Below are 24,632 nucleotides of genomic sequence, written 5' to 3'. Positions count from 1 at the left end.
CCCGCCCCAACCATTGAAGAATCCCTGGCCCACCTCTCCGATCTGTTGCGCTGTGCCAAGGCCACCGCGTACGAGAGCGCCGACTGCCTGAATGGCAGCAAACGCGACCTGGCGTTTTCCGTCGTGCACCTGATCGACATGGCCAAAGCCGTGGTCGAACGCTCGCTCGACCACATCGACATCCGAACCTGAATCCTGAATCCATCCTTCTGTAGCAGTCCGGCTTGCCGGCGGTGTCGCCCGTGAATCCACATCAGTCAGCACGCCGGACGGCTGCACGGAACAAAAACCGATAATCACGAAAATCGAGACTTGACCTTACCAACGTGGCAAGGTTGATCCTTGCTGGCAATCGCCTTCAAGGAGTGCCCACGATGTCCAGTCTTGAAACGTTCGACCTGCCTATTACCGGCATGACCTGCGCCAGTTGCGCGGGTCGTGTCGAGCGCGCCTTGCGCAAAGTCCCTGGCGTGAAGAACGCCACCGTCAACCTCGCCAACGAACGCGCACACGTCGAAGTGCTCGAGCAGATCGACCCCGCGACATTGATCGCCGCTGTCGACAAAGCGGGCTACGGCGCCAGCCTGGAGCAGGACCCTTATGTTCAGGAAGCCGACCAGCGCAAGCGCGACGACAGCGAGCGCTGGCACCTCATCCTCGCCATCGTCCTCGCCCTGCCGCTTGTGCTGCCGATGCTGCTGCAACCCTTGGGCGTGCACTGGATGTTGCCGGCCTGGTTGCAGTTTTTGCTGGCAACCCCCGTGCAATTCTTCCTCGGTGCACGCTTTTACGTCGCGGCCTGGAAAGCCGTGCGCGCCGGGGCCGGCAACATGGACCTGCTCGTCGCACTGGGCACCAGCGCCGGTTACGGCCTGAGCATTTATCAGTGGCTGATCGCCGCGCCCGGCACAATGCCGCATCTTTATTTCGAAGCCTCGGCGGTGGTCATTGCGCTGGTGCTACTCGGCAAATACCTGGAGAGCAGCGCCAAGCGTCAGACCGCCAGTGCCATTCGCGCGCTGGAGGCGTTGCGTCCGGAGCGGGCGATTCAGGTGGTCGACGGGCAGGAGCGTGACGTTGCGATCAGCGCGCTGAAGGTCGGCGATCGGGTGTTGGTCAAACCCGGCGAACGCTTCCCGGTGGACGGCGAAGTGATCGAGGGCCAGAGCCACGCCGACGAAGCTCTTATCAGCGGCGAGAGCCTGCCCATTCCCAAACAGCCCGGCGACAAAGTTACCGGCGGCGCAATCAATGGCGAGGGCCGTCTGCTGGTCAGCACTCAGGCACTGGGCGCCGAGACCGTTCTGGCGCGCATCATTCGGCTGGTCGAAGACGCGCAATCGGCCAAGGCGCCGATCCAGAAACTTGTGGATAAAGTCAGTCAGGTGTTCGTGCCGGTTGTGTTGCTGATTGCCGTGGTCACTCTGGTGGGTTGGCTGCTGGCAGGGGCATCGCTGGAAGCTGCGTTGATCAACGCGGTGGCGGTGCTGGTGATCGCCTGCCCTTGCGCACTGGGCCTGGCGACGCCGACCGCGATCATGGCCGGCACTGGCGTGGCGGCGCGTTACGGGATTCTGATCAAGGACGCCGAAGCGCTGGAACGTGCTCATGAAGTCACTGCAGTGGTGTTCGACAAGACCGGCACACTGACTTCAGGTACGCCTCGCATCGCGCACATGACCGCAGTCGATGACGACGAAAACACGCTGCTGCAACTGGCGGGCGCATTGCAGCGCGGCAGTGAGCACCCTCTGGCCAAAGCCGTGCTGGACGTGTGCAGCGAGCGCGGGCTTGAACCTGAGGATGTCAGCAACAGCCGCTCGCTGGCCGGGCGAGGCATTGCGGGCACTTTGCATGGCCGCGAAATGGCGCTGGGCAATAAACGCCTGTTGGAAGAAAGCGACCTGAACATGGGGGCGCTTGCCGACACCGCGCAACAGTGGGAAGCCGAAGGCCGAACCTTGTCGTGGCTGATCGAACTGCAACCGCAGCTTAAGGTGTTAGGGCTGTTTGCCTTCGGCGATACCCTCAAACCCGGCGCTGCGCAGGCCATCCAACAGTTGACCAGGCGCAACATCAGCAGCCACCTGCTGACCGGCGACAACCGCGGCAGCGCCAAAGTCGTCGCCGATGCGCTAGGCATCGTCGACGTCCACGCCGAGGTGCTGCCTGCCGACAAAGCCGCCACCGTGGTCGAGCTGAAAAAAACCGGTGTGGTCGCCATGGTCGGCGACGGTATCAACGACGCACCCGCCCTCGCTGCAGCCGATATCGGCATCGCCATGGGCGGCGGCACCGACGTCGCCATGCACGCCTCGGGCATTACCCTGATGCGCGGCGACCCACGTCTGATCCCGGCCGCACTCGACATCAGCCGCAGGACCTACGCGAAGATCCGTCAGAACCTGTTCTGGGCCTTCGTCTACAACCTGATCGGCATCCCGCTCGCCGCATTCGGCCTGCTCAATCCGGTACTGGCGGGCGCGGCGATGGCCTTGTCCAGCGTCAGTGTCGTGAGTAACGCGCTGCTACTGAAAACCTGGAAGCCCGCTGAGCAAACGCCAGACCAAGGAGACGCGCAATGAACATCGGCCAAGCGGCAAAAAGCAGTGGCCTGAGCGCCAAGATGATCCGCTACTACGAATCCATCGGCCTGCTCCAGGCTGCCAACCGCACCGACAACGGCTACCGCCTGTACAGCACCAACGATCTACATACCCTGGCCTTCATCAAACGCTCTCGCGATCTGGGGTTTTCGCTGGAGGAAGTCGGCAAGCTGCTGACCTTGTGGCAGGACAGAGCGCGCGCCAGTGCCGACGTAAAGGCACTGGCGCACAAACATATCGTCGAGTTGAACCAGAAGATCGAAGAGCTCGCGGGATTGCGGGACACGTTGCAGGATCTGGTCGAGCACTGCCAGGGCAATGATCGACCGGATTGCCCGATATTGAAGGATCTGGAGTCGGGCGGGTGTTGTGCCAGATCCTGATGCTCGAACACGACTTTCACGGCTCTGCTGGAGGCATGGTCTCGGCCTGGTCACTAGCGATGTAGTAGAAGGTGGCAACTCCGGTTTGCGTGGGCGCGAACCTGACACTAATGATGGGAATCACAATGCCATTAATGTTTTTCAAGTCGGTTTGATTGCGCCGAGCGTCGGTCAGGCCACCTGTTCCATAAACGTAGAAAAAGGCCTCTAGCGGTAAAGTCCCACCCAGATTGTCAGCCCAGGCCTTGATGATGAGTTCGTTGTTCAGACCATAGCCCTCAGCGCCCAGATAATTTCGCCGCGCCTCAACACTCGCCGCAAACGCTGGTCCTGCAAGTTCATTGCGCGCATCCCGGACATCAAAACCGCATTGGTAGGCGTATCGGCTGGAAGGATGAGAGTTGTAGCGCGACCACCATTGCGCAGCTGTGGTGACACCGTTCAAATGACAGAGCCCACTGCCTGCATAGCCGGGGTACTCACCACATCCTCCATCCGACGGTCTGTATGCGGTCCACGCATCCACAGGAAACGAACACAGCACCTCGGGTCGAAATTTTCCTTCCGCATGTTTATAAGATTTAAAAATAAAGCCGTTCGTGTAGTTCAGCGGCAAGTTGCGAAAGTCGGTGTCTGATCTTAAATACGCAAATGACACACCTCCTTTTTCCTTGGACTCCTTGCTGTTTTCCCAGACGTGATAAGTGGGATTGCTCGCTGTTCCTCTGATCATGACACCGTTGCATAAAAAGCTGGGTTGGGAAGGGGTGTCACAGTTGGCACGGGTATCGTTGTAGCGGGTCGTCAGATGTCGAGCAACTTGCTCACCCAGATTTTCCTGAACACTCCCATCCTGCTGTATAACGGGAGGCGCGGTGTGATCGACACTCACACATGACGCCATGACCGCCGTGAACGAAAACAACACCAGCCTTTTTAAATTATCCATGTGCTACCTCCTTGTTAGTCCTCCGGCGAGGATCGCCGGATAACCTCACGAGGATTTATCTTGCGACTTAACGCAACCAATAGACACTGTCAAAAATGACAGCACTCGATAACATTTCGAAATAACCAGCCGAACATTCATCGCAAAGGCAGCCAATCGACAGCCTGACTTCGATTCGAAATAGGCCACTTCAACCTTATCGCCAAATGATATGAAGCAAAATCACACTCGACGCGCTATACCTCTAGTTTATTAACACTCACTCAGTGCACCAGAGGGATCTGAATCATGTCGAGCGATCACAACATTCGCGCCGAAACCGTGCAGATCCGAAGAAATAATATTCAGGTAGCCGTCGTACCGGTCAACGCTGACGGGTCATGGACATATGGCCCCACCCCTGACCTCCCCCTTGGGCAGCATGTTTTTACTGCGCATGTCGAGGATAAGCAGTCCGCCCCATGGACCGTGCAAGTGGTGGAAGAGGAAATGAATCTCACCAGAGCGCATTTCAGAAACGCCACACCCGCTCCAGGTGATCCCGACCGTGAACTCATCGATTATTACGCTCATGAAGGCGATGGCTATGTAGAAATCCCTCTCTACGGAATGAAAGTGGGTGATGAGGTTGAAGGCTCTTTCTCTGGAAGAGTGCACACGCAGCGCGACGTGTTTACGGTCACCAACGAATCCACACAAGTTGTGTTCAAGATTTCCATGTACAACATCATCGACGCCATCCACTTCAATGCAACTATTACGTACACCGTGAAACGCGACGGGGTGACACATACATCAACCTCAAGAATCCTCACCATCACCGGGTATTCAGGCTACATCGAGGCCCCCACCATCAACTCCCCTACCAATAATAATATCCGGGTCCAATTCGAAGTGGGCTACTACACAGCCCAAGTCCGTTTTATTGGAAAACCCGGTGACACTGTTGAGAGCGCCGCTCGCAAATTCGATGGCAACTACATTAACTTCACCATTGACCCGGCATGGGCCGCTCGGAACCAAGGGTTACCTGTATTGTTCAACTACAGCCTTAAACGCTTTGATGACGATAGAATTTACTATTCACAGATTCTGCGGGTCGACAACCTCAGATCGGAGCCCGCAGGGTCTGAAATCGAACAGATCGACCCGCAAACCCGCGACGCCAACTACAACTTCATCGTCAGCGCGTACAAGTTGGTCAAACAGTTGTTCAAGCGCTGAGCAACGAAAGGAGACTTTTCATGAAAACATGCACGTTAGCCACCGTCGGACTGCTGCTGACCGTAAACGCAATCGCGGCGGAACCCCCAACCTCCGGGAAACCCTTGAGCAAGCCTCTCAAACCCGCGGTGACACAGAACTGTCCCGAATATATACAGAGCGCCACATGGGTTTACCGATACAGCGCCGATTACCCGTTCAACGAGTGGATGCTATCCCTCATCCCCACTGATTGCGGCCGCTACATCGACCCTAGCGAAACGGCGTACATGTTCTACGAAATCGTTAAAAAAGCCGGACAGAGCAAATACTGGGCGAACAACCGCGGCATGATCAACCAACTGACGTGTCATCTCTCTGCGGCACGGGAGAAACCCGAGTGGAATCTGGAGCCGTGGAGACCGTACGTGGGTTACAGCAAGACCCTCGCTGCCGGTTGCAATCCCGTTGAACCGGACCCGGACCCTGCTTATCACTGACAGTGAAAAGCAGGTTCGACAAGGCAAGAAAAAAGCGCTGAGAAAATACTCTCCAGCGCTTTTTCCTGTTTCTGTCACTGCATCCAGGGCGGAGGCGGTTCTTCGGCCTTGTTCGGCGGCGCATCGTCAGCCGCCTTCGCCGCCTGACGCCGAGCTTCATCGCGCTGAGCGGCTTCGATCTCTCGCAGCACGCTGTTCACATCGGCGACATCATCCGGGTCGGCGAACTCGCCGGTCAGGACGGTGGCAGGCGACAAGGTGCCAGCTTCGTAATACGCCCACATTTCTTTCGCGAAGCGGGTCTGCTTCAGTTCTGGTGCGAAGCGGCCGAAGTAGGACGCCATGTTGCCCACGTCGCGCTCCAGCATGCTGAACGCGTGGTTGTTACCCGCTGCATCCACTGCCTGAGGCAGGTCGATGATCACCGGGCCTTCCGGGGACAGCAGCACGTTGAACTCGGAAAGGTCACCGTGCACCAGACCGGTACACAACATGAGCACGATCTGCTGGATCAGGAAGGCGTGGAATTCACGGGCCTGATCGGGCTCCAGCGTCACATCGTTCAGGCGCGGCGCCGCGTCGCCGTAGCCGTCAGTGACCATTTCCATGAGCAACACGCCTTCGAGGAAGTCGAACGGCTTGGGAACTCTCACACCTGCGTTGGCCAGCCGGAACAGTGCTGCCACCTCGGCGTTCTGCCAGGCGTCTTCGGTTTCCTTGCGCCCGAACTTGGAGCCTTTGGCCATGGCGCGCGCATCGCGGCTGTTGCGGACCTTGCGGCCTTCCTGGTACTCCGCTGCCTGACGGAAACTACGTTTATTCGCCTCCTTGTAAACCTTCGCGCACCGCAGCTCTTTGCCACAGCGCACCACATAAACAGCTGCCTCTTTGCCACTCATCAGTGGGCGCAGCACCTCGTCTACCAGACCGTCTTCGATCAGGGGTTCAATGCGTTTTGGAGTCTTCATCAGCTTTTATTGTGGGTCCTTCGTTGCCAAACACGCGATCGTTGCTCGTTATACGGCAATCCTCTGCCAGCGAGTAGGGGCATGTGGACTGCAGTCATGGATTCGATTGCAGTCCATACGTTCCCTGAATCGATCCAAGCAGCTTTCATGCCGGGGCGCAGCATAGATCAAAGCTGGCTGGGCAGGGCTTTTCTGCTGTGAGGGGATATAACGACGAACGGCGCGCAGACCGGCCACGCTACGCCTGATACAGGTGCAAGAAAGGAGTCTGTGAAGACCCCTTTCATTGAGACAAATGGTTGCGTCTTTACTACCAGTTGTAGCGCAGGCCGACGTTAACGCCCCACGGTTGTTCGATGTTCTGACCATTGCTGTAGTCGACATCGGCATGCAGTTGCAGCACATCAGTCAACTGCGCAGCGATACCGGCCCCCAGCTCCCCGCGGCTGCCGGACAGATCGTTGCTGAACGTGTTGTCGTTGACCTTGACCCGATTGCTTTTAGCGAACTCATGCGCGGCGGCTATCTTCACGTAGGGCTGGACATAGCCGCCCTTGTCCAGCGGGAAGTTGCGTCCCACCGTGGTGCCGAGCTTGCCCAGGAACGAATCAGCCTTGTTGCTGCTGGCATCCATGCCGTTGTCCAGCGAGTAATCCTCGCCTTTCACCCACAGCGTCGACACCTGTGCAAATGGCTCAACGAACCAGTCGTCCTGCAACTTGATGTGCTTGCCGACTTCCACCGACGCACCGATACCCGAAGTGTTGTAGTCACCCTCGGACTTTTCTCCGTCGCTCATGCGCACATCGGATGTGTTCTTGAACCGGTTGGCCTTGACCACCGCATCAACGTAGTAGCCGCTGTCGGACAACCAGGTGGTGTAAGCACCCAGGTAGTAACTGTCGACATGCCCAGAAGTACCGGCAGCGATGTCCAGGTCCGAGCGGCTGTAACCGGCGAGCACACCGACCAGCCATTGACCGTCGGCAACCGGCAGCGGCGCATCGGCACCGAAAGAAACGCCGTGCTGGTTCTGTTGGTAGGCGGTGCCTCCGGCAGCCGACATGTTGTATTTGTTTCCGTAGGCGCGGGTCCATGCGCCACCTTGGGCTTCGCCGTAACGCAACTCGCCCATACGGCTGCGCAGGCTGCTCAATTCACCATACCAAACGGTAGGCGCAGCGCTGAACAGGCCGATGACCGAACGCGTACCCGGCGTTACTTCAGGATCGCCCTCGTCATCGAATTTCTGGACCAGATACCACTCGTTATCCCGTTGCTCGAGCTCATAGGCGAAAGTACCGAAGTCGACCTGGCCGCCCACGACCGAGAATTGCGCGGTACTGCCCGCCCCGGTATGAACCACCCGCTGTTCATCCTCGCCCTTGACCGGGTCGACGCCGGTGTTCTTGATCTGCAAGTCATAGTCGCCAGCCGCCTGTCCGGAGACATTCAGCAGATCGCTCTGATGCGTGGCCAGGTCGGTATCCATGATGAACCGGCCACTGCCCGACAGCGTGCTGACGTTCAGGGTCTCAAAGGTGCCATCACCCGCCCCCAGCCTGACCAAGCCTGCGCTCATGTTCAGACGGCTGACACCCTGACCATCAGATGTAATCCATGTTGAGTTGTTCAAGTTCAATTGATCGACGTTCGCAAGCTGGCCGCTCAGCTCCGAGTTACCGGAAACGTTGAAGGTCTGGACATCGCTCACCTGTCCGCTGACGCGCGAGCCGGTGTCGAGGTCAAACGTCTGGACACGGGTAATGTTACCCGTTGAGGATGAGTTCGACGTCACGCTCAAGTTGGTGACATCAGCGACATCGCTCTCGATGCGAGAGCCATTGAGCACATTGAAGGTGGCGACGCGACTGATCGTGCCCGCCGTCGAGGCGTTCCCGTCGGCAGTGAGGGTCGTCACGTCGCTGACATCGCCATCGATACGTGAGCCATTGAGAACGCTGAGCGAATCGGCACGCGTAATGGTTCCCGTCACCCCTGCGTTGTTATTGAGATTCAGGTTCGCGACGTTGGTGATATTGCCCGTGATACTGGCGTTGTTCTGCAGCGTCAACGCGCCCGTCGAGCCATCGCTGATCAACACATCCCCGGTGAGCGCGCTGTCGTCGACGGTGATCCTTGCACTGGAGTTGTTGGCGACTTCAAGAATCACGCCGTTACCACCGCTCAGCGTCGAGCCATTGCGGATGGTGATATCGGAGGACGAGGCCAGGGTATTGCGGAACGAGCCGACGATGATGGCGCTTCCGTTAGTCCCGGTCACCGAAGAGTTATCAACGATGATATTGCTCTGCTGACTGGTCAATGATGCGTCCGGGCTGACCAGAATGCCGTTCTGTTCGCCGGTGATGGAGCTTTGACCGGTGATGGTCGCGTTCCCGTTGAAGAGCGCAATGCCGATACCGCCGTTGAGAAATCCCGTTCCGCCTGCGCTGTTTCCCTGAACAGTGGTGCCTGACAGGGTGACGTCGCCGGCCGCAACGCTTACGCCTCGCTCCTGACCGATGATCGTGCTGTCGGTGACGGTGGCGACCGTGCCGCGAGTACCCGCCAGATCAGTGTTCAGGAAGAGTCCAAAGTCGCCCGTGCTTTCGATACGTGCCCCATTGAAAACCCCCGTTGCCTGATTCAATGCAACCCCAACGCCCCCCGATTGAACCAAGGCACCGGGATTAAGATTGACCACCGAACCGCTCAACGCGCTGATGCCGCTTGTCGTCGCGCCATTGACGTTGAGTACAGCCTCGTTCAGCAAAGTCCAGCTTTCGACCGGGGCACCGCTGGTGATTGTTTCAGTTGATCCATTCAGCGTGCGAGCAGTGGCCTGCTGTTGAACCATGAGTAATGCCAAACCAATGGAAATGGCCATTGTTGATTTCGGAAACTGAGCATACATCCGCTGTCCTGCCTTCATGTTTTAAGAAATGGCACGCATTATGTGAAAACAATGAAATTCCTTTTGTAGGACGTTTCTTATTTAAGTGCGGGAAATGTAAACTTCCAGTTATGGCATCTATTTTTTCGCGATTAGTAGGCCGCCTTTTATCGCGAATGCGTCAAAACAAAAGTTCGCAATTTTGGCTTCGCGACTTATCGCGAAAGATCATATCTCCACGCTCTCGCGGGTGTCAGACGCCCTGCTACGCTGACAACAAGGCCGAGTGCTGTCCCTGTTTGGGGAAACATCTCCTCCGGCCTTTAATCAGACTGGCTGCCTCGATCCGCGCTTAGTCAGCACTTTGCGGAGCGGGCCATCACGTCTGGAGCCAGGTATTGAATACACCCAACTGACGCAAACGGCGCGACTCACGCGATAACGGAATGTCGCCCTGTTAATCAATGAACGCAGGAGATACGTATGACCAGTTTGAAAAGTCGTGTACTCAGGAAAGGCGTTTGCAGGATCAATCTATTTACTCAAAATGAACTAGCCCCCCCGTCGCTCGCTATTCCAAGCGCCATCCCGGATTACGACGGGCTGCTGCCCATAGAAGTTCTCGGAGAGGACCTGGAAATCTCTTTACCGTGGTGGGACGGTGTCGAGGAAGACATGCGCCTGCAAATTGCCTGGAAGGCGTTTGACCCGGACGATCCGAACGACCCCGGTGATCTGGATCTCATCGGTACGCGGCACGACGTGACGGATGCAGAGGCCGCCGATACCAGTACCGTGTTCAAACTCTATGTTCCAAAGGCGCTCTTGGTCCATGGCGTATACATCATCCGGGTAAGGGCCAGATCATTTCCAGGAGGCGTGAACGACTGGACGACTCGGCATACTGTGCGCGTCGATACCGAAGAGCCGGGAGGTGGTGCGCTGCCCTTGCTGACGTTCCCGGCGCAAGTCATTGACAGCAAGAAGATTGTGGACGCCGACATCGTTGACGGCGAACTCCTTGTGCAACTGGCCCATTATGAAGGGATCGCCAGAGGGGACAGTATCCAGTTATGGATCAACCTAAGACCTTGTGGCACAGAGGAGCTGACCATCGACCCAGATCCCGGCGAAGGTTTTATCCGGCTCGCTTACCTGGAAGCCGAGCTTGAAGAAATCGGCAACGGGCCAGCGTCTTTCTTTTACAAGGTGACGGACAAGGCCGGAAACTTCGCGGGCTCCAACAGCCTCATTTACGATATCCAGCTCCATACCACGCCGACCGTGATTCCAGCACCTTCCGTCCCTCAGGCCGATCCAGATCTGCTGGATGAAGCAGAAGCACGCTCGGGGACCGGGGTGGGCATTACAAAATTCGACCTGGCACTCGTCGGGGACGAGATCATGGTTCACTGGGGCAGCCAGACTTCAGCGAAGTACGCTCTGACAGCCGCGGACCTGGGTAACGATCCATTCATCACGATTCAACTTGCTTACAGCCTGGTGGTAGCGGAAACCGAACTGGGGACCGTGGACGTCACGTTCGAAGTTTTTCGAAATGGCGTTTCCATCGGGATGTCCGACGTTAACACCGTCAACGTCGACCTGAGAATTCCTGGCGGCCCGGACCCGGATCCCGAGACACCTATCAACGAAAACCTGAAACCGTTAATCGCACGGAGCGACAGCGCCGGAGACCCGCCTCCACCAGGAGAAGACAACGTCATCCCGCCGCAAGACTTCACCAAAGACGCACGCGTCATCATTCCCTGGCTGGCTGTCGACGATAGTGACATCTACCAAGTGAACGACATAATCAAGGTGACATGGGGTACCCAAACCACCTCAACCATCACGCGCACAATCGTGCAGCAAGACCTCGATGATGCGATCGATCTGGTCCTGCCCGTTCCCACTGCCACGGTTCAGGCACAGGGCGCCGGTGTTGATATTCCTGTGGGTTACACCATCACACGTCCCTCAGTTGCACTGCCCGACGGGAACAGCGCGATCGCTCCTAACACACCGGTCACGGTCATCGGGCCGAACGAGTTGCCCGGCGGCGGAACCATTGATGCGCCCGTTTTCACCGTGCTCAATGAGGACGATGCGATTGGACAGGATCAACTGATTGGTCCGGTGGGTGGCCGCTATAACCCGGTCCAGACCCGCATCGACTACGCCAATGTCGCCGCCGGTGACACCGTGCAATTGTTCTTCAGTGGGTGGGACCGTCTCACAGGAGGATCAGAGGTGGTCGGGGCGAGGTACACAACGGTGTACACGCTGACGGCAGCCGACATCGCCGCTGGCACTTACACCTTTAACGTCTCGGCGCAGTACCACATCGCGGTCTGCAGCAGGGGACATGTGGAGGCTTACGTGGCGATCCAGAACTCCAAAGGGTCGACAACGTCCCCCACCGCGTCCGCGTATTGCGACGTCAAACGCCCGACTGATCCTGATTGCTCCGGCTACGTGCCTTAGGCAGTCAACCTGATGGCTGAACGGCGGGGCCGGATTCATCTCCGATCCCGCCAATTTCTTTGGCAGGCAGGTTTCACCTTTCACGGTACAAGGAGCGTTCTGTGACCAGATCAATCATTTCACCCTTGGCACTTTCCAGCCCAAGGGTCCCCTCAACAGAAGCCAACGGCGGCTTGAACTGGACAGATTTATATCAAGATCCCGAAGCCACCATTGTGGTGGCGATCATTCTTCCCATAGGGGACGAAATACTATTGGGGGATCGCATAGACCTTTTTTGGCAAAACCAAGCCCTTCTCTCGACAATTGTCGACGAAAAGGCTGTGGAAAACCGGCTCGTCAGCCTTCTGGTTCTGACGACAGACATCATTCAATTTGGCGATGGCGAGCACAAAGTGGCCTATGAGGTCACATCACTGATCGGCGGTACCACCGATCGCTCACCCGACACAACGGTGCTGGTAAAGACATCCCTACCTGGAGGCGCGGACCCGGAGGCAGGAACACCCTACATCAATGAGGGGTTGCCGGAGATTCAGGGCATCCCGGAAATTATTGACGACTCAACGCCACCCCTGACGGTCACCGTACCGCCTTATGAGAACATGGACACAAACGACATTGTCACCCTGGACTGGGGTGGCCAGCGCCTGTCCCCGTCCGCACCTCCTGTGGCGAACAGCCCGGTAATATTCACCGTGACCCGAGCTGTGCTCGAAGCCAGTGCGGGCAAAGTCATCGTGCGTTATCAAATTCGCGATCGCGTCAACAACTGGTCCAAATGGTCGCGTCAGGTTAATACCGACGTTGAGGTCGGCAACGGTTTTCTACAGGCTCCCAGGGTGAGCGGCCCGGGCGTGGTCAACGGCGAAATCGACCTGGAGGCGCTGGGTGACAACGACGTGCAAGTGCAAATTCCCGTTTACACACTCATGGACCGCACTTGGGAATATGCGCAGGTCCAGTCGCATGTCGATGCTCCGCGGCCGTTCATGGAGCTTGACGATCAAGTGCAGCTGATATGGAGTGGACGCACAGCAGACGGTACGGTGCTCCCTGATGTGCTGGTCAACCACACAGTCAAACAGGACGACATCGGCTGGCCCATCGCACTGAGTGTGCCCAATGCCCAGGTGAGGCTGATTGCGTCCGGGTACGCATCCATGCGCTACACGGTCACGCCTACGACAGGCCTTGCGAAATACTCACGAAGGGCCAATGTGCCGGTGACCGGTGATGTAAGGGCCTTACCAACGCCAACGGTACTGGAAGCACCTGAAAGCGTCCTTGACCCTGACTCGCTCCCGGCGGCCGGTGCGACGGTTCACATCGATGCCACCGAGCTGATCGCCGTCGGCGATCAGCTACAAGTGTCCTGGAGCGGCACAGCGGCCGATGGTTCGCCGCTGGTGCATACGATCGACATCCTTATCACGGGAAGCGTGGCAGGGCGTCCCATCAACCGTTCAGTAAGCAGAAGCTTCGTCGACCCTCTGGTCAATGGCAAGGTCGACCTCAGCTACACGCTCTACAAGGGCGACGGTCCGGTCAGCACTTCACCGGTGAACACTATCCAGATTCTCAGGGCGGGCGCACAGTTGCCGGCTCCGAACGTGGACTATGCCGAGGGCGAGCTGCTGGATCCCGCGAAGGTACCGGCCGACGGGACCACCATTCGCGTCAATTACGTCCCCATGCAGTCGGGCGAAACGGTCACGGTACGCTGGGAGGCAGGCAGCCCTTTTTCAGACACCTTCATCGTCCCCCCTAACTGGAACGGCAGAGAGATTCCGTTTGCACTGGCCAAGACGTACGTCGACGCCAACCTCGGCAACACCGTGCAGGTGTTCTACACGGTCATGTTGAACGGGATGACCCGGACATCTGCCAGCCAAGCGCTGATCATACAAGCAGCAGGGCCGAGTGAGCTTGTCGATGAGTTCGATGAACATGACCTCGACCTTATCAGCGAAAGGCAATCAACCAAGACCCGATACATGACGATCCGGTTCGTATCGGGAACAGGGCTCGCCGGCTTCGATCCTCGTTATGTACTGCCCCCAGAAGCCGATACCACACTTTTTACCAACCCCGTCCTGCAAGTCAGTTACCAGAACAGGGGGAGTCAGGTGATTGAGCTTGAGTGCGATGACGCCTGCACATCCCTGAGCTGCAACGTCCATGGGGTGGAATCCGGCAGTACGACCATCCGCTATCTGGACGCTGCCAGAACGCAACTCCACACGCAGCAATTGCCTTCGCTACCCAATCAGACCGTTACCTACACCAGCCTTGGCAATCCTATTCAGTACCTGGAAATCACCAGCAGCGATGACTGGACACTATGGGACCACTTCGTCATGAAATTCTGAAAACGCGCAAACGTATCCATAATTGAACAAGGAAGAACGTCATGAGCATGATCACAGATGATGATAAAAAGAAACTGGCCGCAGCATTGGCCAGCGCTACTCAAGCCTCTGGTTTGAGTAGTTCCAGCGGCATCCAGCAAAACACGTTCCCGGCACCCACGGTTCCCGAAGCCCCTACGGGCACTTTGAATCCCACTCTCGGTACCTCTGGAATACACGTCGAGGTTGTTTACCCTGGCATGACCGTCTCGGACATCATCGGGTTGTCATTCAATGGCAATGACAGGTTTGAAGCACAAAATGGCAGCATGTTCGGAAAGGTGACATTCGACGTTCCTATGACTGACGTTGCCACGGCCATCGGCAAGACTGTCGATGTGATCTATGCAGTAGTCCGTCCTGCCGGTACATCAATTTCCAGCGCTTTGAAACTGATAGTGACGCCGATACCCGAAAGCCAACTGGCGGGTCCACGGATCGATCCATCTGATGGAGGGGTGATCGATGTCTCGGCCCTGACGGTCGACGCCGACGTAAGCGTGGCTGCGTGGCCCTTGATTGCCACAGAGCAGCGCATCTGGCTAAAACTGGAGGGCTCCACCGTTCTGGACTTGCCAGCCTGGCAAGGGTTCCCGATCACCAGCACAGGGGATCAGAGCACCAAAATTCCTCTGAGCTACCTGAAAAGCCTGGCTGACGGCTCCTCACTGAAGCTGGTGTTTGAAGTGTCATTCGATGGCGGCGCCACTCGACAAGCGTTCCCCCTGACGACGTACACCATCAAGGCATTGCCGGATGTCACATCCATTACCATCGACGAAGTGACCGACTCCAGGGGAGTCCTGATCCCCAGCGGAGGATATACGACAGACACAAACATAAAAATCTCCGGGTCGGTGAAGTATTGACGACTGGCTTGCTTGCTGCGAGGTGATATAGCCGTGCACCTTCAGCACAGCACCTGTCAGCCGCGAAAAAGCTCCCCGGGCGTAAAACCGAACAGGCCTTTGAACGCAGCGATGAACGCCGACGTCGAGTCATACCCGCAATTGAGGGCGGTGCTTGTCACGCTGTCACCCTCCTCCAGTGCGTTGAGCGAAGCCAGCAGTCTCGCTCGTTGGCGCCAGCCTCTGAAGCTCAGCCCGGTTTCACGCTGGAACAGGCGCATGAGCGTCTTTTCCGACATGTTCAGGCGTTGTGACCAGTCGGTGAGCGTGATCGCCTGGCTTGGCTCTTCGATCAGTTCGTTGCACAAGGCCAACAGCCGCGAATGGCGGGGCAACGGTAGCGAGAAGCCGACTTCCGGCAAGCTCGCCAGTTGGTCTAGCAACACTTGAACCAGGCGTGATTCGTGGCTGCCGTGCTGGGGGTAATCGGGGGGCAAAAGGCAGAAGGCTTTGATCAGCTCGCGAGCCAGCGGGGTAACCTCCAGCACGCGGCAGCGATCCGGCGCCCATTGGGAATCCTGGGTGCGTACGTAGAGGCTGCGCATTTCGGCGCGGGTCGAGGTAACGACTTCGTGGTCGAGCCCCGCCGGAATCCACACGCCCCACTGCGGCGGCGCGAAGAAACTGCCTTGTTCGGTATGCACGCCTAGAACGCCACTGATGGCGTAGGAAAACTGCACCCAGTCATGGCGATGGGTTGGGGTCCAGGAGCCTGCGCTCAGACTTTCGGCGCGCGCGTAGAGCGGGCGCGGCAGGTCTGTGAGGCTGGGAACGTGCCGCACCGTATCGGGATTGCGTGGGGGGCTGTGTCCGTTGGTCGGCATAGGCGAGCCTTGTGTCGTAAAGCGGGCAGTTTAAGCTCAGTTGGGCCAGTGGCGCCTGTTGATCATCATTCGCGAGCAAGCTCCCTCCCACAGCCGACCATACGGGCCGGGGGACTTTTACATGACTTGAATCCGCCGTCCCCGCGAGGCACTACCGCTCCACAATCGCCGTTACTCCCTGCCCGCCCGCCGCACAGATAGAAATCAGACCACGCCCCTGCCCTGCGACGCTGAGCAACTTGGCGAGGTTGGCGACGATGCGTCCACCGGTTGCCGCGAACGGGTGGCCGGCGGCAAGTGAACTGCCTTTGACGTTGAGTTTGCTGCGATCGACCGAGCCCAGCGGGGCATCCAGACCCAGGCGGGTCTTGCAGTAATCCGCATCTTCCCAGGCTTTCAACGTGCAGAGCACTTGCGCGGCGAAGGCTTCGTGGATTTCGTAGTAGTCGAAGTCCTGCAACGTCAGGCCATTGCGTGCGAGCAAACGAGGAACGGCATAGACCGGCGCCATCAGCAGCCCTTCTTCACCTCTGACGAAATCCACAGCTGCCGCTTCGCCATCGCGCCAGTAGGCCAGCACTGGCAAGCCGCGTTCACGCGCCCAGTCTTCGCTGGCAAGCAGCACCAGCGAAGCGCCATCGGTGAGTGGTGTGGAATTACCCGCCGTGAGCGTGCCTTTGGCGCTGCGCTCGTAGGCAGGTTTGAGGGAGGCGAGTTTTTCCAGGCTGGCGTCGGTGCGCAGGTTGTTGTCGCGGGTCAGGTTGAGGAAGGGCGTAATCAAATCGCTCTGCCAACCCTCGGCGTAGGCCGCAGCCATTTTCTGATGGCTTTCCAGCGCCAGCTGATCCTGCGCATCGCGAGGGATTTGCCAGGTCTGGGCCATTAGCTCGCAGTGCTGCCCCATGGAGAGGCCGGTGCGAGGCTCGCCGTTGCGCGGCAGTTCAGGTTTGAGGTTGTGCGGGCGAAGCTGCGTCAGCGCCTTGAGTTTGTCTCCGGTGCTTTTGCTGCGATTGACCTGCAACAGAATCTGCCGCAAATCCTCGTTCACGCCGATGGGCGCGTCAGACGTGGTGTCGACGCCGCCCGCGATGCCACACTCGATCTGCCCCAAGGCGATCTTGTTGGCCACCAACAGCGCCGCTTCAAGCCCTGTGCCGCAGGCCTGTTGTATGTCGTAGGCCGGAGTTTGAGGCGACAGTCGCGAGCCGAGCACGCACTCGCGGGTCAGATTGAAGTCCCGGGAATGCTTGAGCACCGCGCCCGCTGCCACTTCTCCCATGCGCAGGCCGTGCAGGTTGAAACGCTCGATCAGGCCTTCCAGGGCGGCGGTCAGCATGTCCTGATTGCTGGCGGTGGCGTACGCCCCGTTGGAACGGGCGAAGGGAATCCGATTGCCCCCGATAATGGCCACGCGGCGTGTCTGAGTCATTGAAATCTCCCTTTCTTGTATGAGTGGCTCAACAGAAGAGCGTAGGACTTATTGCACCCTGATGTGGTCCACTCTTTGAACCCCGACTCAAGGAGAGTGTTCCATGGCATCTGATCGCTACATTGACTTCGCCAACTCGGACATCGGCCGCCGACTGGTCGGAGCCGTGGGGCTACCAGCACCGGTGCGTCTGGAGCGCTGGCAGGCCGGGCGTCTGCGTCCTGTGGAAGGCGCGTTGCTGCTCAGTGGCGGCCCTTTGGCCGAACAGGTCAGCGGCTTCGCCCCGCGCATGACCGATCTGCTGTTCAGTTTCGGCAGCGCAGTCAGCGGCGCGCACCCATGGACTGCCGAGCAGGGTTCGAAGATCAAGGCGGTGGTGTTCGATGCTAGCGCTCTTCTGCACACCAGCCAGTTGGGCCAGCTGCGCGAATTCTTCCAGCCGATCCTGCGCAATCTGGAACACAGCGCGCACATCGTGATTCTCGCCCGCGCGCCTGAGACCCAACCGGACCCGCTTGCCGCCAGCACTCAGCAGGCCATCGAAGGCTTCAGCCGTTCGCTCGCCAAAGAGATGCGCAACGGCGGTACGGTTCAGCTGCTGCAAGTGGAAGAAGGCGCCGAAGACCAGCTTGAGGGCGCTCTGAGGTTTTTCCTGTCGCCGAAAAGCGCATTCATCTCCGGCCAGGTGATTCGCCTGAGCGCCTGCGCCGCCAACGTGCAGGACTGGAGCCGTCCGCTGGCTGGCCGCAAGGCGCTGGTGACCGGCGCCGCTCGCGGCATCGGCGCGGCGATTGCCGAAACCCTGGCGCGCGACGGCGCTGAAATTGTGTTGCTGGATGTGCCACAGGCCAAGTCCGATCTCGAAGCCCTCGCCGCTCGGCTCGGCGGTCAGGCAGTGGTGCTGGATATTTGCGCGCCGGACGCGGCGACTCAGTTGATCGCCCAGATCCCCGGCGGCCTCGACATCGTGGTGCATAACGCTGGCATCACGCGGGACAAGACGCTGGCGAACATGACGGCCGATTTCTGGGATTCGGTGCTCAACGTCAACCTCAATGCCCCACAGGTGCTGACTCAAGCGCTGATCGATGCAGGCGCGCTGCACGACAACGGCAGCGTGATCCTGATGGCTTCGATCAGCGGCCTGGCGGGCAATCGCGGGCAGACCAACTACACCACCAGCAAGGCCGGGCTGATCGGATTGGCCCGGGCCTTGGCGCCTTCGCTGAAGGAACGCGGCATCAGCATCAACGCAGTCGCGCCGGGTTTCATCGAAACCAGCATGACCGCGCACATGCCATTCGCCTTGCGTGAAGCCGGACGCCGCATGAGTTCGCTGGGTCAGGGCGGCCTGCCACAGGACGTCGCCGAGGCCGTGGCGTGGCTGAGTCAATCCGGCTCCGGCGCTGTGACCGGTCAGGTTTTGCGTGTCTGTGGGCAAAGCGTCATCGGGGCGTGAGGCATCTATGCTTGTTGGGCCCCAGGCAGCAATGAACAAGCGGCGGCAATAGAGGAGAACCTCGATGAGTGCACACTGGCGTTATCTGGATACCCCTCCGGCGCTGCCGGGTCTGTTCATGCAGGCGGCGCTGCGGCGTAAGGTCAGTGGCACTCAGTTGCCCGACCAAGGCCTGCGCTGCTGGGTGTCGGTCGATCCGGACAAGGTCAATGCATTTGCCAAGGTCTGTGGATATGTTCCCGGTAGCCTCCTGCCACCGACTTATCCACATGTGTTGGCGTTTCCGCTGCAGATGAAGCTGCTGACCGACAAAGATTTCCCCTTCCCGCTGCTGGGTCTGGTGCATCTGCAAAACCGCATCAGCATTCGCCGCCCGCTGGGCAGTGTGATCAAAGCGCAGGTCAGCGTGCGGGTCGCGAATCTGAAGCCTCATGCCAAAGGCGCGACGTTCAGTCTGATCACCCAGATCGAGGACGCCTTGGGCCTGCTCTGGGAAGAGGACAGCACCATGCTCTGCCGAGGCGTGCAGGTCGAAGGGGAAGTTGAAGGCGCCTATGAGCCGGCGCCGCTGCCGATGACGGAGCTGGCGACCTGGTACGCACCCTCCGATATCGGGCGCCAATATGCCAAAGTCAGCGGCGACTACAACCCGATTCACCTGAGTGACAGCAGCGCCAAGCTGTTTGGGTTCCCCAAGGCCATCGCTCATGGCCTGTGGATAAAGAGCCGGACACTGGCGGCGCTGGACGATCACTTGCCGGCATCGAATGTGGATATCTCGGTGGAGTTTCAGAAGCCAGTACGTCTGCCCAGTGAAGTGACGCTATCGGCCAGTGCGGCAGGGTCCCATGGACAGCTCAAGCTGGAGGGTAAGGAAGGGATCGTGCATATGCTGGGGACTTGGCAGCCGGCAGCGGAGTGAGCCGTTTTCGCGCGACGATGGGCTGGTCGCGATCTCAAAGGCAATCCGCATAGTGTGGGAAGGAGCTTGCTCGCGAATACGGTGGGTAAAACACACCTCCATCGACTGCCGCACTGCATTCGCGAGCAAGCTTCCTCTCGCAGGTTCTGCATCGAATCCCACATTACGTGCGGGACCCAACTCCAGAGCACGACCTCTTGCTTCTGGCATGCATCCCCCTGAAGCTACGCACCTTCAGGAGACCCGCACATGAACCTCGACGAACTCACCCAACGCCTGCATCGCATCCGCGATACCAATGACTGGCGGCAATTTCACAGCCCGAAGAACCTGGCCATGGCCGCCAGCGTCGAAATGGCCGAGCTTGTGGAAATCTTCCAGTGGAAAACCGAGGATCAATCGCGCCAGTTGCCGCCAGACGAGCTGGCCCATGCCGGCCAGGAAGTGGGCGACATCGTGCTGTATTTGCTGCTGATGTGCAGCGAACTGGGTCTGGACATGAACGAAGTGGTTCGCGCCAAACTGGCCGACAGTGAACGGCGGTTCAGCAAATGAGTGATCGTCATTTCGACCAACTGGCGACGCGCTTCGCCGAGAAGATCTACGGCGGCGCCAAGGGCGCAATTCGTCTGGCAGTGTTGCAGGCGGACCTCAAGGAAAACATTCCGGATCGCCCCTTGCGCGTGCTGGACATCGGCGCAGGGCTCGGACACATGTCGCTGTGGCTGGCCGAGCGCGGCCATGACGTCACCCTCGCCGAGCCCGCCGAGCCCATGCTCGAAGGTGCCCGACAGCGTTTCGCCGAAGCCGGACAGTCGGGAGCTTTCATCCAGGCGCCGTGGCAGGACCTGCTCGGTCAGCTCAATGAGCCGTACGATCTTGTGCTCTGCCACGCGGTGCTGGAATGGCTGGCCGAGCCTCACGCGATCCTCCCGGTACTGCATCAACTGACCAAGGCCGATGGCTGGCTGTCGCTGGCGTTTTACAACCGTGACGCGCTGATTTATCGCAACCTGCTCAAGGGTCATTTCAAGAAAATGCGCCGCAACACCATGGCCGGTGAAAAACAGAGCCTGACCCCGCAACAACCTCTTGATCCGCGCGAATTAGCGGCGCAACTTGAGGGTCTGTGGCGAGTCGAAACCCAGAGTGGCGTTCGGGTTTTTCACGATTACATGCCGGTGGAGTTTCAGGCAAAAGCCGAACTCTCGGATTTGCTGGAAATGGAGCTCGCGCATCGACGCCACCCGTCATTTGCAGGACTGGGACGTTATCTGCACTGGATGTGCCGACCTGTTTGAGGCTATCTGCGGAGACCATCATGAAACGCTGTCTCGCTTTGCTCCCCCTCTGCCTGGGCCTGGCTGCCTGTCAGAGCCCCAACCCTTATAACGCCGTTTCCGCCGCCATCCCGCCTGCCCCGCCGCAAGCTGCCAATGCTGTCGACATGAGCGCATATCCTGCGGCGCCTCGTGACTTCGGGCGCTATCGCAACTGGACCTGGCTTAACGGGCAGTTGCCGCCAGGCACGCAATGGGCCGACTCCGCTCAGGTGGCTGAAGCCGTGAGCAACGGGCTGGATCAACGGGGTTTGCGGCCGTCGCAGAACCCCCAGGCGGCTGACTTGCGTGTCGCCGCCAGCACCCGGACAGAAACCCGCATTCGCCAGGTCCGCGACGATTACTACGACCCGTATTACGGCGGGGCCGGTGTGGGTGCAGGGTATTACGGGGGCAACGGCTATCGTAATGGTTACGGGGGCTATGCCAGCGTGCCCATCGTGCGAACTTATCAAGAACAAGTGGTCGTGGTGAACATCAGTATGTTCGATGCACGCAGCGGCCAGCCCGTGTGGAGCGCCAGTGCCGAGACCGGCAGTGGCGGCGATCAGTCGGATCGCGCCAAGGCGTTGCGCCAGGCCGTGCAGCGCGCCTTGACCGCCTACCCTCCTTCGTAACCCGCGTTACGTGAACCGTTTACGTGCTCTGGAGAACCATCATGTTTCGCTGCATTGCTATCGTGTGCGTTGCCCTGCTGCTCAGCGCCTGCCAGACCGATCGGGTCAATCGTGACTTCGACGCACAGCGGGACTTCGGCGGGTATCGAACCTGGGCCTGGAAAGAACCCGGCCTGCAATATCAACCCAATGATCCACGTATCAAGAGCGACCTGACCGAGCAGCGAATTCGCCAGTCGGTCGGCGAACAACTCGATCAGCGCGGCCTGCGCATGGCCGCTCCCGGTGCCAAGGCCGATGTGCAGGTTCAGGCCTGGCTGATCGTCGAGAACCGCCAGCAGATGGTCACCACCAACTACGGCGGTGGCGGCTATTGGGGCAACCCGTGGGGCGGTTACTGGGGCGGCCCGATCGGCACTGAAACGCGCAATGTCGACTACAAGGTCTCGACCCTGCAGATCGACATGCTCGACGGCAAGGACGGCAAACTGGTGTGGCGCGGCAGCACCGAGCAGGTCATGAGCGACAGCAGCGCCAACCCTGCGGCGCGGGAACTGGCGCTGCGCCAGACCGTACAGAAAATCCTGCAGCAGTATCCACCGCGTTGATGAACAGCCTGTAGCACGGCGTGCCGGCGGTAGCGATCTGAACGACGTCACCGCCAGCAAGCCGGACGGCTACGAATAGTTTCATCTGGCACATCCTCCGCGCTGGACGGCTACAGGTGTATTTCATCCCGCCATTCGCCAAGCCGACTACACTCCCCTGCATCTCGGGTGAGTAGCGACGGCTTTGCCGAAGGAGTGCTGGATGTCTCCCCTGATGTACCCCTGCGCCCGCCGGGATCGGCAGCGTGGTGCCATAGGATTGATGGCAGCGCTGACGATGGCCCTGGCTTTGTTATGCACGCTGGTCGTGGTCGACAGCGGCCGGCTGTATATGGAAAAACGCACTCTGCAACGGGTCGCCGACATGGCGGCGCTGGAGGCCGCGAGCTTGAACGGCAACTGCACCGGCGCAAGCTCCGCCAGCACTTACGCCACCCAGAGCGCGACGCGCAATGGCTTCACTGTCACCGACAACACCCGCACCCTCACCACCCGATGCGGCATCCTCACGACCGGCGCCGACAGCCGACGCACCTTCGCGGTCGATGTCACGAAGTCCGATGCCATTCAGGTCACGGTGAGCCATAGCATCCCACGCAGTATCGCCGCCGGGATTGGCGCGATGTTCGACAGCAATCCTGTGCCCGCCGACGTGCAACTGACTGCCTTGGCCGTCGCAACCCCGCCGTTGCCACCATTGGCGCAACTGACGATCAAAAGCACGTTGGCCACCATCGACAGCACCAAGGGCAACCTGCTGAATGCGATCTGGGGCGGCTTGTTGGGCGGGACGCTGAACATATCGCTGGCAGGCTGGGACGGGTTGACCAACGCCAATATCAACTTGCTCAAGTACCTGAACCAACTGGCACTGGACGTCGGTGTGAAGGCCGGGGATTACACGTCGTTGCTGGGCACCAACATTTCGGTGACCCAGTTGCTGAACACCTCGACCAAGGTGCTCGCCCAAAGCAGCCCGGCGGTACAGGCAGCGATCGACAGCCTGCTCAGCGTGAACGCCATTGCCAGTGGAACGAAGATCAAGCTTCAGGATTTGCTGACAGTGCAGACCGGTCTTCCCGCCGCCGCACTGGACACCAATCTGAATCTGTTCCAGCTGGTCGAGGCTTTTGTGCAGGTCGCCAACACTCAAAGCGCAGCCTTCGCCACGATTCCCGCCAACGTGCTGGGGCTGGCGGGCGTCACGATCAAACTCAAGGTCATCGAGCCGCCGCAACTGTCTGCGGTGGGCAACCCGGCGCTGGCCAAGGCGAACCCCATCGGTCCCAACCAGATCTACGTGCGCACCGCTCAGATACGGACGTTGATCAGCGTCGAGCTGGGGGCAGTCAATGCCACCCTGAGTCTGGTCAACGGCCTGCTGTCGCCCGTCATTGGCCTGCTCAATCTGTTGGGGCTCAATGTGGATCTCAGGTTGCTGCCCAATGGCGCCAATCTGGATGTCAGCCTGGAGGCAGCCAGCGCCAGCAGTAGAGTCACGGACTTCACTTGCGCCAGCGACGACACCAAGAGCCTGACCGCTTCCACCACCACGGCAGCCGTGAAAGTGAAGGTCGGTCAGATCAGCAACAGTTCAGCCTGGACATCTTCGTCAACCGAGCTGGTGGTTCAGGAGTTGCCCATCCTTGATCTCGGCACTACCAGCTGCAGCATTTTCTCAGGGTGCCAGCCGAGGGTGCCTTATGGTGCGGGAGGGCTGGGCCTTTTGATCGGCGGGACGGGGCCAACGGATGGTGCAGTGCTGGGCGCCACTCAGACCTACGTATTTCCCAAGCCTGCCGAAATCAAGATGGCGCCCGATCCGTATCACGCCTTCAGCAGCAACAACCTGGTCGGCAGCCTGCAGAACACACTGGGCAGTATTCATCTGACCAACCATCCTCCGGCAACCACCTCTTTGATCGGAGCCTTGCTTGGCACGCTGACCACTGCGCTGAGCGGCGTGCTGAATCTGCTGGGAGGTGTCATCGGCGGGCTGTTGAGCCCGATTCTGGACCCACTGCTCAATCAGGTGCTGGTCAGCCTGGGGATCAATCTGGCGACTGTGGACGTCGGCGCCAACCTCAGTTGCCATCCTGGGCAGGCGCAGTTAGTGATCTGA

The 24,632-nt window shown here is 59.1% G+C and carries 20 protein-coding genes; 15 read left to right on the top strand and 5 right to left on the bottom strand.

The annotated features are described in order from the left end of the window. The 3 genes from BWR59_RS02100 to cueR form a co-directional block, all read left to right on the top strand. Positions 1-192, top strand: a 192-nt coding sequence (locus tag BWR59_RS02100; protein ID WP_081563983.1) for a DUF3077 domain-containing protein, incomplete at its 5' end; no start/stop codon positions are given. 182 nt (positions 193-374) lie between these two features. Next, positions 375-2,585 (top strand): heavy metal translocating P-type ATPase, encoded by a 2,211-nt coding sequence (locus BWR59_RS02095; RefSeq protein WP_143490737.1) that lies wholly within the window; start codon positions 375-377, stop codon positions 2,583-2,585. Beyond that, positions 2,582-2,989: a Cu(I)-responsive transcriptional regulator gene (gene cueR, locus BWR59_RS02090; RefSeq protein ID WP_081563981.1), complete on the top strand. Its 408-nt coding sequence runs from the start codon at positions 2,582-2,584 to the stop codon at positions 2,987-2,989. Before BWR59_RS02095 ends, cueR begins: the two co-directional genes overlap by 4 nt. 16 nt (positions 2,990-3,005) lie before the next feature. Here cueR and BWR59_RS02085 read toward each other — a convergent pair whose 3' ends face one another. Continuing rightward, complete coding sequence (locus tag BWR59_RS02085; protein ID WP_081563980.1) at positions 3,006-3,938, bottom strand: hypothetical protein; 933 nt, start codon at positions 3,936-3,938, stop codon at positions 3,006-3,008. A gap of 288 nt (positions 3,939-4,226) precedes the next feature. On the opposite strand from BWR59_RS02085, the gene BWR59_RS02080 reads away from it, so the two are divergent. Together BWR59_RS02080 and BWR59_RS02075 are read left to right on the top strand one after the other, a co-directional pair. Next, a complete protein-coding gene (locus BWR59_RS02080; protein WP_081563979.1) occupies positions 4,227-5,162 on the top strand; it encodes a hypothetical protein in 936 nt (311 codons plus the stop codon). Between the two features lie 20 nt (positions 5,163-5,182). After that, the gene (locus tag BWR59_RS02075; RefSeq protein WP_081563978.1) at positions 5,183-5,641 is read left to right on the top strand and encodes a DUF2599 domain-containing protein; all 459 of its coding nucleotides are present in this window, start codon (positions 5,183-5,185) and stop codon (positions 5,639-5,641) included. Between the two features lie 74 nt (positions 5,642-5,715). Here the strand turns inward: BWR59_RS02075 and BWR59_RS02070 are convergent, their stop codons facing one another. Both BWR59_RS02070 and BWR59_RS02065 read right to left on the bottom strand, forming a co-directional pair. Then, positions 5,716-6,609, bottom strand: coding sequence for a PA4780 family RIO1-like protein kinase (locus tag BWR59_RS02070; RefSeq protein ID WP_081563977.1), 894 nt, complete (start codon positions 6,607-6,609; stop codon positions 5,716-5,718). A 310-nt stretch (positions 6,610-6,919) separates the two neighbouring features. Further along, positions 6,920-9,499: an autotransporter outer membrane beta-barrel domain-containing protein gene (locus BWR59_RS02065; protein ID WP_168184433.1), complete on the bottom strand. Its 2,580-nt coding sequence runs from the start codon at positions 9,497-9,499 to the stop codon at positions 6,920-6,922. Between the two features lie 489 nt (positions 9,500-9,988). Here BWR59_RS02065 and BWR59_RS02060 point away from each other — a divergent pair, with 489 nt between their 5' ends. The 3 genes from BWR59_RS02060 to BWR59_RS02050 all read left to right on the top strand — a co-directional run bounded on the left by BWR59_RS02060 (position 9,989) and on the right by BWR59_RS02050 (position 15,272). Then, entirely contained in the window at positions 9,989-11,992 is a 2,004-nt protein-coding gene (locus tag BWR59_RS02060) for a hypothetical protein (protein WP_081563975.1), read from the top strand. 101 nt (positions 11,993-12,093) lie between these two features. Further along, positions 12,094-14,364 carry a hypothetical protein gene (locus tag BWR59_RS02055; RefSeq protein WP_081563974.1) on the top strand — a complete coding sequence of 757 codons (2,271 nt, stop codon included), beginning with the start codon at positions 12,094-12,096 and terminating at the stop codon, positions 14,362-14,364. Between the two features lie 41 nt (positions 14,365-14,405). Then, entirely contained in the window at positions 14,406-15,272 is an 867-nt protein-coding gene (locus tag BWR59_RS02050) for a hypothetical protein (protein ID WP_081563973.1), read from the top strand. A 56-nt stretch (positions 15,273-15,328) separates the two neighbouring features. Here the strand turns inward: BWR59_RS02050 and BWR59_RS02045 are convergent, their stop codons facing one another. Together BWR59_RS02045 and BWR59_RS02040 are read right to left on the bottom strand one after the other, a co-directional pair. Further along, on the bottom strand, positions 15,329-16,135 hold the full coding sequence (locus tag BWR59_RS02045) for a helix-turn-helix transcriptional regulator (RefSeq protein ID WP_081563972.1): 807 nt from the start codon (positions 16,133-16,135) through the stop codon (positions 15,329-15,331). Positions 16,136-16,286: 151 nt separating this feature from the next. Further along, positions 16,287-17,564, bottom strand: a complete 1,278-nt coding sequence (locus BWR59_RS02040) for an acetyl-CoA C-acetyltransferase (RefSeq protein WP_081563971.1) — start codon at positions 17,562-17,564, stop codon at positions 16,287-16,289. A gap of 103 nt (positions 17,565-17,667) precedes the next feature. Between BWR59_RS02040 and BWR59_RS02035 the strand changes: the two genes are divergently transcribed. The 7 genes from BWR59_RS02035 (at position 17,668) to BWR59_RS02005 (ending at position 24,632) form a co-directional block, all read left to right on the top strand. Continuing rightward, a complete protein-coding gene (locus tag BWR59_RS02035) occupies positions 17,668-19,023 on the top strand; it encodes a 3-oxoacyl-ACP reductase (protein WP_081563970.1) in 1,356 nt (451 codons plus the stop codon). A 64-nt stretch (positions 19,024-19,087) separates the two neighbouring features. Next, positions 19,088-19,945 (top strand): MaoC/PaaZ C-terminal domain-containing protein, encoded by an 858-nt coding sequence (locus BWR59_RS02030; RefSeq protein ID WP_081563969.1) that lies wholly within the window; start codon positions 19,088-19,090, stop codon positions 19,943-19,945. Between the two features lie 249 nt (positions 19,946-20,194). Further along, the gene (locus tag BWR59_RS02025) at positions 20,195-20,500 is read left to right on the top strand and encodes a nucleotide pyrophosphohydrolase (RefSeq protein WP_081563968.1); all 306 of its coding nucleotides are present in this window, start codon (positions 20,195-20,197) and stop codon (positions 20,498-20,500) included. Next, positions 20,497-21,246, top strand: a complete 750-nt coding sequence (locus tag BWR59_RS02020) for a methyltransferase (protein ID WP_081563967.1) — start codon at positions 20,497-20,499, stop codon at positions 21,244-21,246. Before BWR59_RS02025 ends, BWR59_RS02020 begins: the two co-directional genes overlap by 4 nt. 20 nt (positions 21,247-21,266) lie before the next feature. Next, positions 21,267-21,902 (top strand): DUF4136 domain-containing protein, encoded by a 636-nt coding sequence (locus tag BWR59_RS02015; RefSeq protein WP_081563966.1) that lies wholly within the window; start codon positions 21,267-21,269, stop codon positions 21,900-21,902. Positions 21,903-21,943: 41 nt separating this feature from the next. Next, positions 21,944-22,510, top strand: a complete 567-nt coding sequence (locus BWR59_RS02010) for a DUF4136 domain-containing protein (RefSeq protein WP_081563965.1) — start codon at positions 21,944-21,946, stop codon at positions 22,508-22,510. A 202-nt stretch (positions 22,511-22,712) separates the two neighbouring features. Next, positions 22,713-24,632 carry a pilus assembly protein TadG-related protein gene (locus BWR59_RS02005; RefSeq protein ID WP_081563964.1) on the top strand — a complete coding sequence of 640 codons (1,920 nt, stop codon included), beginning with the start codon at positions 22,713-22,715 and terminating at the stop codon, positions 24,630-24,632.

Origin of the sequence: Pseudomonas sp. Bc-h (assembly GCF_002080045.1) — a bacterium.
Lineage (GTDB): Bacteria > Pseudomonadota > Gammaproteobacteria > Pseudomonadales > Pseudomonadaceae > Aquipseudomonas.
This window is presented reverse-complemented; position numbering and strand designations above follow the sequence as displayed.